The following is a 13,321-nucleotide window of genomic DNA, read 5'->3' on the forward strand; positions in this document are numbered from 1 at the left end:
ATTCTTGATGCACTAATATTTAGTGTGCCTCATTAACCTCAAATCTGCTGTAAGAATTTAGCGATGTCTACGACGGGCTACGCCTACGCACATTCATATCTTGTTACAAAACGGTCTTCCCAAACCTTAAGCACATTTGTATTAATAGGAACAACCAATGTAAACAAGAAAAAATTAATCTTGGAGGGAAAAGAGAATTATGGTGGCACTGACCGGTTATCAAATAAATGAACTAATTTATTCGGGATCTAAAACCCTAGTGCATCGCGGCATTAGAGAATCAGATAAAAAACCAGTAGTAATTAAATTGTTGCGACGTGAGTATCCGACATTTTATGAACTCGTGCGGTTCCGCAATCAGTACACCATTGCCAAAAATCTAGACATTGACGGCATTATCAAAACTTATAGCCTGGAGAACTATCAAAACAGCTATGCCTTAGTTATGGAAGATTTGGGAGGGATTTCTCTCCAAGAAGAGATGGCGAGGTGGGGAGATGGGGGGATGGGGAGAACTGCTGATGGGTTGGAGACATTTTTTCACATTGCTTTGCAAATTGTCTCCATTCTTGATGGACTGTATCACAATCGGGTGATTCACAAAGACATCAAACCCGCTAACATTTTGATCAACCCTGCCACAAAAGATATAAGACTGATCGATTTTAGTATCGCCTCCTTACTTTCTAGAGAAACGCAAACTCTGACTAATCCAAATATTTTAGAAGGGACGTTAGCATACCTTTCTCCCGAACAAACTGGACGAATGAACCGGGGAATTGACTATCGCAGCGACTTTTATTCCTTGGGTGTCACCTTTTTTGAACTCCTCACCGGAGAGTTACCTTTCAAATCTGATGAACCGATGGAGTTGGTGTATTGTCATTTGGCAAAGCTTCCTCCACAGGTACATAGTCTCAATCCTGAAATTCCGCCAATTCTGTCTGAAATCATTGGCAAACTGATGGCAAAAAACGCCGAAGATAGATATCAAAGTACATTGGGGTTGAAGTATGACTTAGAAATTTGCTGGCGTCAGTGGCGAGAAACTGGCAGGATTGATGTCTTTGAGTTAGGAGTGCGTGATATTTGCGATCGCTTCATCATCCCAGAAAAACTCTATGGTCGGCAAGCAGAAGTAGAAAGCTTACTCGCAGCATTTGATAGAGTCGCTAACCCCCCTGAATCCCTCCTTGCTAAGGGGGGACTAAGGGGGGTAGAAATGATTTTAGTAGCAGGTTTCTCTGGTATTGGAAAAACTGCCGTTGTTAACGAAGTTCATAAACCCATTGTGCGACAGCGGGGTTATTTTATCAAAGGAAAATACGATCAATTTCAACGCAATATTCCTTTAAAAGCTTTTGTCCAAGCATTTCGAGATTTGATGGGGCAATTACTGAGTGAAACCGATGCCCAACTCGAACAATGGAAAGCCAAAATTATGACAGCTTTGGGTGAAAATGCTCAAGTAATTATTGAAGTTATTCCCGAACTAGAAAAAATTATTGGACAACAACCGCCAGTACCCGAACTTTCAGGGATTGCTGGACAAAATCGCTTCAATTTACTGTTTCAAAAATTTCTTCAGGTTTTCACAACCAAAGAACATCCATTAGTAATATTTTTGGATGATTTACAATGGGCAGATTCAGCATCTCTAAAGTTTATGCAATTACTAATTAGTGAAAGCGAAATTCACTATATGTTAGTTATTGGTGCTTATCGAGACAATGAAGTATATCCAGCACATACTTTGATGTTAACCTTAGCAAAAATTCGTAAAAATGGGGCAAACTTTAATACTATTACTTTAGCTTCTCTCAATTATACAGATTTAAATCATATAATTACTGATACTCTAAAATCTAACTTAGAGGTTGCTCTACCTCTCACAGACTTAGTATATCAAAAAACTCAAGGCAATCCCTTATTTACTAATCAGTTTCTTAAGTTTCTACACGAAGAGAAGTTAATTAACTATAACTTTGATATCGGTCATTGGCAGTGCGATCTTGCTCAGGTTAGAGCATTAGCATTTACTGAGGATGTGGTAGAGTTTATGGTGCTTCAGTTACAGAAGTTACCAGAAGCAACTCAAAAAGTTTTGCAGCTTGCAGCTTCTATTGATAATCAGTTTGACCTAGCAACTCTCGCAATTGTCTATGAAAAATCTCTATCAGATACAGCAATAGACTTATGGAAAGCTTTGCAAGAAGGTTTAATCATACCCACCACTGAAGTTTACAAGTTTTATCAACAGGAATTAGAAGAATCTATAATTACTTCTGATTCCTCAATGCTCAATTCTACTTCCTGCTCCTACAAGTTTTTGCACGATCGCGTTCAACAAGCTGCTTATTCTCTAATTCCTGAAAATCAAAAGCAGACAGTACACCTCAAAATTGGGCAATTAATGTTGAGGAATATCTCGCTTGAAGAACGCGAAGGACATTTGTTTAAATTAGTCAATCAGTTAAACTTAGGAGTTGAATTAATTACTCAACCAGAGGAACGAGAAGAACTGGCAAAATTAAATCTAACTGCAAGTCATAAAGCCAAAATTTCCACTGCTTATGAAGCCGCTGTAGAATACACAAATTTTGGAATTAAGTTACTCACAGAAGATTGTTGGCAACATCAGTATGACTTGGCTTTAAAACTGTACTCAACCTCTGCCGAAGTCGCCCATCTTAACGGTGATTTTGAACAGATGGAAAAATGTATACAAGTAATATTACAACATGGCAAAACACCGATCGATCGAGTCAAAGCCTACGAAGTCAGAATCTTATCTCAGGTAGCACAAAACAGAATGTGGGAAGCTATAAAAACGGGACTTCATGTTCTCAAGATATTGGGAATAGAACTGCCCGAACAGCCAACACCAGAAGATATTAACCGCGGACTACAGGAAACACAATTAGCTTTAGATGGTAAATCTATTGAAGGGTTACTAGAGTTAAAATTAATGACTGAGCCAGATAAGTTAGCAGCCATGAATATTTTGACAAATATTGCTGCTGCCGCTTATTTAGTTATCCCAGAACTCTATCCCTTAATATTATTTAAACAGGTTAATTTATCCCTCAATTATGGAAATACCGCTAATTCACTTTATGGATATTCATCTTATGGGCTGATTCTTGGCGGGATTGTAGGAGACATTGATTCAGGTTATCAATTCGGTCAACTAAGTCTAAAACTATTAGATAAATTAAATGCTAAAGAATTCATAGCTAAAACATATATGATTGTTTATGGCTGTTTGAATCATTGGAAGAAGCATCTTAATGAACTTTTACTTCCTATACAATCAGCTTATTATAGCGGGGTAGAAACAGGAGATTTAGAATTTGCAGGTTACTGTGCATGTAATTATTCTTTGAGTTCATATTTTGCTGGTAAAGAATTATCTTCTCTAGCACAGGAAATAGGAAATTATAGTCAAGGACTCGCACAAATTCGTCAAGAACCATCCTTACATAAAAATGAACTCTATCGGCAAGTAGTGCTTAACTTACTCTCAAAAAATCAAAACCCTTGCCGCTTAATCGGTGATGCTTACAATGAAGAAACCATGTTGCCGCTTCATCTCCAAGGCAACGATCAAACTATGATTTGTTCGTTGTATTTTAATAAATTGGTTCTTTGTTATTTATTTGCTGAGTATACTCATGCTATTGAAAATGCTGACTTAGTACAGAATTATTTAGAAAGTCTTCTTGGAAGTATTATTTTTGCTCTATTTCATTTTTATGATTCTCTGAGCCAATTAGCCGTATATTATGATGCTTCTGAAGATAAGCAAGTATTCATTCTCAAAAAGGTTACAGCAAATCAGGAAAAAATGCAGAACTGGGCGGCTCATGCGCCGATGAATCATTTACATAAGTTTCATTTAGTGGAGGCTGAACGCTATCGTATTCTCGGCGAATATATTCAAGCAATGGAAATGTATAATCGCGCCATTCAGGGAGCTAAAGAAAATGAATATATTCAAGAAGAAGCTCTGGCTAACGAACTCGCTGCCAAATTTTATTTGGGATGGGGTAAAGAGCAAATTGCCCAAACCTATCTGATAAACGCTTACTACTGCTATGTTCGTTGGGGCGCTAAAGCCAAAGTCTATGATTTAGAAAAACGTTATCCTCAATTACTTGCCCAGATTCTCCAATGGGAAACAATTCGCCTTAATCCTACAGAAATAGCATCTACTCTCCATAACATGTCCCTATCTACTTTTACTGCTGATACGACAATTTCATCCAGCAGCGCCAGCATTTCAGATGCTTTAGATTTAGCAAGTGTTCTTAAAGCCTCTCAAGCACTGTCTAGCGAAATTCATTTAGAGAAGTTGCTCTCTACATTAATGCAAGTGGTGATGGAGAATACTGGAGCGAAAAAATCTGCTTTAATTTTACTTAAAGATAATATTTGGGTGATTGAAGCAATCGCAACATCTCAGCAAGTGCCAACTATTCTGCAATCTATTCCCATTGAGTTCAGCCAAGATATTCCTCTGACTCCAATTAACTATGTCAAACGCACCTTAGAAACATTGGTAATAGATGATGCAACTGCGAACAATTCCTTCACCTCCGACTCATATATTATCCGACAACAACCGAAGAGTTTGCTGTGTACTCCAATTCTCCATCAAGGGAAGTTAATCGGCATCCTTTACTTAGAAAATAATCTAATTGCTGGAGTGTTTACTCATGATAGATTGCAAGTAATCAACCTATTGTGTTCACAAGCTGCAATCTCTTTAGAAAACGCTTCTCTCTATCAGCGATCGCAAGAGAATGCCCAACAATTAGAACACTCGCTTACAGATTTAAAACAAATGCAACTACAACTGGTACAAAGTGAGAAAATGTCAGCATTAGGTAATTTGGTTGCAGGTGTAGCCCACGAAATCAATAACCCTGTAGGCTTTATTGCAGGTAATATTCAACCTGCTGTTGATTTAGTCGAAGATTTGTTTAACCTCATCGAGCTTTATCAAGAAAAGTTTCCAAATCCGGGTGTAGAAATTGAAGAAAAAATTGCCGAACTTGACCTAGAATATATCCGAGAAGATTTGCCAAAAATGATTTCTTCGATGAAATTAGGTATCGATCGAATTCGGAGTATTAGCAATAGTTTGCGAACCTTTTCCAGAGCAGATACAGAAAACAAAGTTGCTTTTAATATTCACGATGGTATCGACAGTGCAATTTTGATTCTGAAGCATCGTTTAAAAGCATCAGAACTACATCCAGATATTAAAGTAGTGAAAAAATACGGGGATATATCTTTAGTAAAATGTTTTCCTGGACAACTTAATCAAGTATTTATGAATTTATTGGCAAATGCCATTGATGCTTTAGAGGAGTCCAATATTGGACATAATTTTCACGACATTAATAATAAAATTGAGATTAAAACTTGTTTGAGTGAAGACAAAGAGCGAGTTTTAATTTACATTCAAGATAATGGGATGGGAATGTCTGATGAAGTTAAACAAAAGATTTTTGACCATTTATTTACAACTAAATCTGTCGGTAAAGGTACAGGATTAGGATTAGCGATCGCTCGGCAAATTATTGTAGAAAAACATGGCGGTACTCTAGATGTTAATTCCGTACAGGGAGAGGGTACAGAATTTGTGATTCAAATTCCAATTTAAAATTACCCCTCTTGGCGCGGGTAGCCAAAGCTAAGATGGCTGCCAATGAGTGTGTAGAAGTCATTTGGCGCGTGTGCGGCACCCCCTGCACAACCTGGAACCTTGCATTTATCGCTAACAGTTTGGGCGACTTTTGAAAGCTTGGTAGTGTGTGGTGTCATGTCCCATCCTTCACCACCATAGCTGCTTGTGGTTTTTTCAATATTATGCAAAACGATCGCTTCCAGCTGCCAACCATTGATTTTACACTCGCCCAAACGATAAATTTTAGACAATGCTGGATCTGATAAAGCTAAACGTAACTCTTTTTCTATTTGCGTGAAGTCAGGCTTTTCCGGCTGCATCTGCAAGTAAGCAAGCAATTCTGCGGCTGATGTGCCAGTTCTAAAAAACACCAATGCGTAACCGTCTCCCCCAGAAACGACTCTCCAATCAACTAAGGTGAGTTCTGGTGACTGCGCCAGCGCTACAATCAATGAAGTGTCAGTTTGGTTATTTGTGCCAGTTATCCCACCATAACCAGACTCGATGCCAAAATTGCGATCGCAAACACCAATAATTTGCCAGACATAGTGTGCAACAGTAACTATAGGTTCATCTCTTTGTATACCTGACACTACTTCAGCATAGTTGCTCTGGTCAACATACAAATCGTAAGAACCTGGAGTATTGGAGTTTCCACATGGCGCATTGATTAATTTGCCAACAAAGTGGCAATGTTTAAAGCCAGACAGTGGATGCTGGCGTACCAAAGCCGCAAGGCGTTCAGCATCAGACAAAGCAAAAGTGGCACTGAAGTAGTAGTGAGGGCCTTGTCTGCACTCTTTGATTTCCCAGAACCAATCCTGAAATTTACTCACTATATAAAGATAAATACAACGACATAACGACCAAGATAACTGGTGATAGATAAGATCGAACACCCAGGATATAGCGGTTTTCGCTTAGGTGCAGTACATTTTTGACCTCACTTCCATTCCTCTCTCCTAAAAGGAGAGAGGCTTTGAATCTTACTCCCCAACGCTAGTAGGGAAGGGGTTGGGGGTTAGGTCTGTACTGCACTCAACTGAGAACCGCTATATAATCTCTAAGCGATCGCTGTGACGTGTCGGGTTGCTGACAGACTCACCCAAAAAAACGCTCATAATTGTCATGGCTACCGATCCAAAACCATGTCACTGTGTCTTGTTCCAAAACTCCAAGTGCTCGACAGCCTCGCGTTACCCTCACTGACCAAATCCCTTCCTGATTGTTGATGCACTTGAAATGTAAAGACGGGTGAAATGGATTTTCTGCCCACAGCTTATATGCTTTCCTGGCACTTTGCCTAATTTCGCTGCTCAACTGTCGATACTCAGACCAAAAGGAAGGAAGTACTGCTGACTTCATAGCTGGTCGTAGTTCATTGCAGTAGCTTGTCCCTCTGCAATTTCTTGTTTGGCTTGTTTAGCAGCAGTAATAAGTTTTGATTGTGTTCTCTGAAACGATTCATTCCATCTGATTTCATCTTGCAGATCATGAATGTACTCTCGCAGATGCTCTGCAATCCGATCTTGCACCTCAATGGGTAAAGATTCCATCATTTTGATTACGGTGGTAATTGCTGCTGACGACATGGTGAATTGCTCTTGTACAACACTTTGCTCTTAAAGCTAACACCGATCGCCTCTCTCTATTCATCAAGCTCTCATGCCTAACGACATCATTGACTCTAATCCAAACGCAATGAGCAAGTGTGGTGCGTAGCCGTAGCCCGTCGTAGACATCGCTCAAATACCCAATTATTTTAAAATGTTCAACAAATGCAATGTTAGCTTGTGCCACTACTTAATAATAGTCACGATACCTGACTAGAATAAGTACTTGCTGTACTTAATGTAGTGGAAAAGACTTCTTATTGATGAGATAGTTGTCAGTATTTTGCCAATAGCTGCGGTTGAACTTAGTTCCCATCGCTCCATAGATTTGGCTTCCATGCTATGGCCTGCCATATTACGAATAGATCCGATTGCTTGTGAGATATCACGTTGTTTAGTGTTAATGAAACTATAAGCAGTTCCCAAATCATCCCTGTAAGCATACAAAACACCGTTGGCTAATTCTGAAATGCCAGACTTTGCTCCAATTTTTTTTACGTCAATAGTTCCAATTTCAATAGAAAGCCTTCTCAAAATATCCTCGTAAGCTCTTCTTGAACATTCGATAGCACTTCTTGGGTTATCTTGATAAGTAAGAAGACTAGCTACCAATTCCTCAAGTTCACTGTGGGTAAGCCATTGGAAGACCTCATCACCAAGGACTCTGTTTAAGTAAAGTCTTACTCCTACATCATCTAGCAAATCTCTAGAAAAATCTTCTGTTAGCTCTTTTACCTCTAATTCATACTCTTTGATGATTAAAGATCCTTTAGCATCAATTAAATTGCAGGTCTTAGCCCACAGACTTAGCAACTCGAAAATTGCTTTAATATCCTTATTAAAAGAGTAAAAAGAACTTAGCCTCCTAGCTGATACTTCGAGGCTATCTCCCATCGCTAAGTGACGAAGAAAAAGAATAAAAGGCTCCCATGCTTGAAGCCACTTTCTAAATACAGCAATCTTCAACTTTTCAGAAGGTTTAGCAGTAAGCAACTCAGAGCATTGCTTGACCGTGGCAAAATAACCATTATCTTGGTTGTCTATCATTCTAAGTAAGCAAGCCGCATCAACTGCACTTTTGACATAGGGCTTGCTTTTTCCTGTATATTTTTCCAAAGAGTCTAGGTTGGCTTTACTATAGGAACTACGAATTACTATATCCATCACTAGACTCACTGATACTTTGTGAGCAGGTAGTTGATAAGTCAGATTCTCGATCATCGTCAAAAATTCCGTGAGTCGCTTTGAAGAAGGTAATGATTTTGCTGGTATCCCATTCACTCATGTCAACATTAATTGAAATAGTAGTCGGCATAACACTCAGTGTTGTACCCCGCAAGGACGGTAGCTCGATATGAGATTTAGATTCAGCAGCAGGTGTCTGGCTGACCGATGAATGATCCTTGAAAACTGGCGTAGAATCAATCACATCTATCTGCTCAGAATCAAGACCTGAAGACTCTTCTTCTAACGTTGAATCAGACTTATCAGAATTACATGCTGCATCAATTAAAGATTTCGCATTTTGACTCCATTCGATACGCGATGGCTGTCCTCTCCTGCCATTTATAAATTTACCAAGTCCCGTCAACTTTGTGATCCTTCTTCTCTACGACTGAATTTCTTAGTCAGGATAAAATCGCTGTGCTTTCGCGCAATTGTTACCAAGTTTATATCAGTGATACTTTCTTCAAGGATGCCTAAACGAGATGACAGACTATCTTTAATAATGTTGTTTGTCCAAAGTGTACATTCTTGAAATGTTGCACATAAATCACTAAGTGATAATTTCATGCTCACTCTGCATGATGTCCTAAGCTTAACAACTTGTTATTATTTTATAGTGTTTCTTGTGTCTACTTGTATTTTACAACCCCATAACCGTACGATAATGTGCTTAAATTTGCGCGACGGTTTCAGACTTGCGCTTGGTCTCCCATTGACTACGGTTAAATAATTATTGCCGCAATTGATCAATTTTAACCTTGATTAAGTAATTGTATTCTCAACTGAATTTCAAGTTACAAAATAGAAAATGGTGTTGGGTATTGCAATTTTATGAATTTACCATTAAGGACATTGGGAGTTGCACCAAATGCGTGGACAGTGAATGATGCGATCGCAGATATCACTCGTCCTCAAAAGCCCCCACAACCCGTTATTTTATCAACAGAAACTAAAACCCTGCGCCTAGACTTGGCAAAGACTGCTATCCTCGTCATTGATATGCAAAACGACTTCTGTCACCCTGATGGCTGGTTAGCGCATATCGGTGTGGACGTAACTCCAACGCGTCAGCCTATTGAACCTTTGAATAACTTACTTCCAGAACTGCGTGAGGTTGGCGTTCCAGTCATTTGGATAAATTGGGGTAATCGTCCCGACTTGCTCAATATTAGTGCTAGTTCGCGCCACGTCTATAATCCCACAGGGGAAGGTGTGGGATTGGGCGATCCACTACCAAGCAATGGTGCTAGAGTACTTATGGCAGGTAGTTGGGCTGCGGCAGTAGTAGACGAGCTAGAACAGATACCCGAAGATATTCGTGTGGATAAATACCGCATGAGTGGGTTTTGGGATACACCTTTAGATAGTATCTTGCGGAATTTGGGAAGGACAACATTATTTTTTGCTGGTGTTAATGCCGATCAATGCGTGCTGACTACCTTATGTGATGCCAACTTCTTAGGATATGACTGCGTATTGGTTAAAGACTGCACCGCCACAACTTCTCCTGAATATTGTTGGCTGGCGACGTTGTACAATGTCAAACAATGCTTCGGTTTTGTCACTGACTCGCAAGAAATTTTAACAGCGCTGCAAAATGGTGAGGAGTTAGGAGTTAGGAGTTAGGAGTTAGGAGTAATTAGCGGGTTTGTGATTTAGAGATACAACTAATGACTCAATATTCAGTACTCAGATTTTAGAAATTTTCATACCCATCGATAACTTCAGAGGGGATAAATAAATGTACGCTACTCGTTGTGTAATTCCGGTTATCAAATCTAGCAAAGATTACCAAGTATATCGCATCAGTCCCGACGCCTCTAATCGATTAGCAATTATCTTCGATTCGACAAATGCTAATACTTCTTTGACTTGCTGCATAGAAATTTTTGATGTTGGTGGGCAAACACCCCCAAATCGCCATCAGTGGGCGGTGGAAATGTTTTTTGTTCTCAAAGGGGAAGCGATCGCTATATGTGACGGCAAGAGTGCCACGATCAAAGCTGGAGATAGTTTATTAGTGCCTCCCACTGGTACTCATTTGATTAAAAATACTGGTTCTACTCGCTTGTACACGTTGACTGTGATGATTCCCAATGAAGACTTTTCGGAATTGATTCGCAGTGGGATTCCGGCGGAGTTAGATGAAGAAGATATGGCAGTAATAGGGAGATTTGATGCTTTGATGCCTTGTTAAAGATATTTGAAACCTCTGTTCTATTTCTCTCTCTTACAAAGCTACGGTGTACACACAAGTTTTGCCGTAGCTATATCTTTATTAATAAATGAAATCTCACATTGCGCTTCTATCTTGCCTCGCCTCTGCCTTTCCTGCTCAAGAATAGCCTGCCTTAACGTGAGTTCGATGAACCTCTCCCGGACAACCTCCCTCTCCCACGGGGAAAGGGAGGAGCAATGAGAAATTAGGGTTTTCTCCCCTCTGGGTGTCGGCTACGGTGTACACACATCTCTAAAAATCCTACCCACCCAATATTTCTGTTCAAGTGAAAGTCCCACACTGAGCAAATATCCCGCCCTGAACTAAAGTTCCGGGCTGATAAGCTAAAGTCCTCTTTTAGAGGACTAAACAAGAAATTTAGTTTAGTCCTCTTTTAGAGGACTTTGGTTATGAGACTTGGAATTTATTCCGAGGCGGGATAGATACACTGCACCAACACTTGTGTATACACCGTAGCTCCGTGTCCAAGAGGGGTTGGGGGAGAGGTCAAAAAAGGGCTTGTCGAACTCACGTTGCCTTAACAGATAAATTTCCACAAAGCCAAGTGTATTGCACTATCTAGTTCTTAATAACTGCACGAAAGTATTACTCACCGTATTGTCTTTAGTATCGGCGGCGTATTGAATCAATTCTTCCCGCAGTTTTTTGGCTGCATCTATCTCAAGTAAGGTTGCTAGCAAGAAATAAACGCCACGAAAACGCGGATCGCCCATTCTATCAACTAATAGTCCTTCGGCGGCATCAGTTTCGCCGAGAAAGTTTTGCACTAAGAAGAAATCCATGATTTTATCGTGGCGGAAACACCATTCTTTCTTGGCTTCGCCTTTTTCATCTTGCCACTGACGGCTGACTACCATTTTGTATTTCTCGTCTGACAAAGACATGGCGACTTGGTGAAATTCATCGGCGGGTAAGGCTTGTTTGTCATTGAGTCGCATTTCGTAGACGGCGGCGGAGAATTTCTTTAAGGGAAATTCTTGATTCCATTCTTTCAGGTATTCTGCCGCCATTAAATTGTATTGCTGTTGTTGCAGGCGAAATAAGTTTGGGTGTTTGCCTTGTGATAACATCAGCGCTACCACAGTTAGATCCATTGGATTGGAAAGAATTCGGCGGATAGCATCTAACTCTTCTTTGGCTTGTTGCTGTTGGAAGACTTCTGTTAAATAATCGGTGCAGGCTTTGGCGTAATCAGCACCTTGAATTTTGGCATCTTGGGGTAGTCGCGGCTGACGGGATATCAAAAACTCTTGAATTTGTTGTTGCTCAAGGGGCTGCAATTTATATATCTTGGCTGTTGAGGGTGGTGTCCACTCAAGGGGCTGGGTAGTCATGATAATGTTGCCCCGGAAATAGCTTTCGACAAACTGGCAGATTTTGGCGCGTGTTTCGGCGGTGACTTCGTTGAGTCCGTCGATGCAGATATCTATTGCACCACTGTAAATCAGGTTTTTCAGGAAGCCAGCATCTTGGGCTTGGCCGTGTAGCTTATCTTGGATGGCTTCTATTACGCCTTTATGACATTTCTGGGCGGGGAGATAAACGACAATGCGCTCTTGATTTTTCAACAGATGGCGGAGAAACATCGACTTGCCTAAGCCGGAATCTCCTTCTAAGATAATTTGTCCTTGAATACTGGGTAAGGCTGCGGTAATTGGCTGGATGTCTCCTGAAGTGGGAACTTTGACTTGAGATTCTGGGAAGTATGATTGGTCATCAAAATTATCTAACCCGGCATCGGCTAATAGGGAAGGTTTGAATGGTTCAAATAATTTGCGGCGGAAGGGGGGAAACCAGGTGAGGAGAAAGCCGACGTAGCCGACGCCTAAGATTCGGCGTACCCAAGGGTTCCAGAAGAAGATGGCTTGGACTTGGGGGAATTTCGGGTAGGCAAAGATCAGGGCAAGCCAAAAGGCAGCATGAATCAGGATGGTAATTCTGGCTTTGAAAAACCACCGCCAATATTCCAGATTATTAATTACTGACTGCACCGCATTCGCATCAGTGGGGCTGACTTTTTTAAGGTTGTTGTAATGGCTTTGCAGTAAATTAATATCTTGCCATTTCCAAGGAACGTTTTTGTTAGCGGCGACTTCGGAAATTTGCTTGGCTAAGTCGTTGCGTAAGCCTTTTAGTCCTTGGCTATTATTCCAAGTTTGCAGAAATAGGTTGAGGATTTTGATGCCTTCATCATGTGAGAGTTTGTCAGGAGTTGCTTGAGGAGAGCCGAGCCATTTCAATAGAGTTTTCACTTCCTCAGTGCCACCGCCCAGGAAATAGGTTAGAAAACGCCAATTTAAGTATTCTGAATTACCAGGCTCATAAATATTATTCAGAATTACAACAACCTCTTTTAACTCTAGTTTTCTGATATTCGCTAATGCCACTGCCGCACTGCCACGAACACTAAAGTCAACCTTTTCATCTTTGAGGAATTTGAGGATTTCAGGGATGTATGGAGCCGCCGCCTGCTTGAAGTTGCTCAATGCCTCTGCCGCCCTGCCACGAACATTTGAGTCAACCTTTTCATCTTTGAGGATGTTGGCG

At 40.4% G+C, this 13,321-nt stretch carries 7 protein-coding genes and 1 pseudogene; 3 read left to right on the plus strand and 5 right to left on the minus strand.

The window, feature by feature from the left end; translation table 11 throughout:
• Positions 1 to 199 precede the first annotated feature (199 nt).
• A complete protein-coding gene (locus tag RMZ95_RS11400; protein ID WP_322684159.1) occupies positions 200 to 5,671 on the plus strand; it encodes an AAA family ATPase in 5,472 nt (1,823 codons plus the stop codon).
• 2 nt (positions 5,672 to 5,673) lie between these two features.
• Here RMZ95_RS11400 and RMZ95_RS11405 read toward each other — a convergent pair whose 3' ends face one another.
• From RMZ95_RS11405 to RMZ95_RS11420, 4 genes are all read right to left on the minus strand, one after another.
• Positions 5,674 to 6,531, minus strand: a complete 858-nt coding sequence (locus tag RMZ95_RS11405) for a hypothetical protein (RefSeq protein WP_409882447.1) — start codon at positions 6,529 to 6,531, stop codon at positions 5,674 to 5,676.
• Positions 6,532 to 7,056: 525 nt separating this feature from the next.
• Positions 7,057 to 7,287, minus strand: a complete 231-nt coding sequence (locus tag RMZ95_RS11410) for a hypothetical protein (RefSeq protein WP_322675137.1) — start codon at positions 7,285 to 7,287, stop codon at positions 7,057 to 7,059.
• A 234-nt stretch (positions 7,288 to 7,521) separates the two neighbouring features.
• Entirely contained in the window at positions 7,522 to 8,472 is a 951-nt protein-coding gene (locus RMZ95_RS11415; protein WP_322684161.1) for a hypothetical protein, read from the minus strand.
• Complete coding sequence (locus RMZ95_RS11420; protein ID WP_322684162.1) at positions 8,453 to 8,737, minus strand: hypothetical protein; 285 nt, start codon at positions 8,735 to 8,737, stop codon at positions 8,453 to 8,455. Before RMZ95_RS11420 ends, RMZ95_RS11415 begins: the two co-directional genes overlap by 20 nt.
• A 629-nt stretch (positions 8,738 to 9,366) precedes the next feature.
• Between RMZ95_RS11420 and RMZ95_RS11425 the strand changes: the two genes are divergently transcribed.
• Together RMZ95_RS11425 and RMZ95_RS11430 are read left to right on the plus strand one after the other, a co-directional pair.
• The gene (locus tag RMZ95_RS11425; protein ID WP_322684163.1) at positions 9,367 to 10,161 is read left to right on the plus strand and encodes a cysteine hydrolase family protein; all 795 of its coding nucleotides are present in this window, start codon (positions 9,367 to 9,369) and stop codon (positions 10,159 to 10,161) included.
• A gap of 115 nt (positions 10,162 to 10,276) precedes the next feature.
• Positions 10,277 to 10,732 carry a cupin domain-containing protein gene (locus RMZ95_RS11430; protein ID WP_194042486.1) on the plus strand — a complete coding sequence of 152 codons (456 nt, stop codon included), beginning with the start codon at positions 10,277 to 10,279 and terminating at the stop codon, positions 10,730 to 10,732.
• A gap of 596 nt (positions 10,733 to 11,328) precedes the next feature.
• Here RMZ95_RS11430 and RMZ95_RS11435 read toward each other — a convergent pair.
• A pseudogene (locus RMZ95_RS11435) lies at positions 11,329 to 13,321 on the minus strand (PBS lyase); the annotation flags it as partial.

Origin of the sequence: Nostoc sp. DedQUE07 (assembly GCF_034530975.2) — a bacterium.
GTDB lineage: Bacteria > Cyanobacteriota > Cyanobacteriia > Cyanobacteriales > Nostocaceae > Nostoc.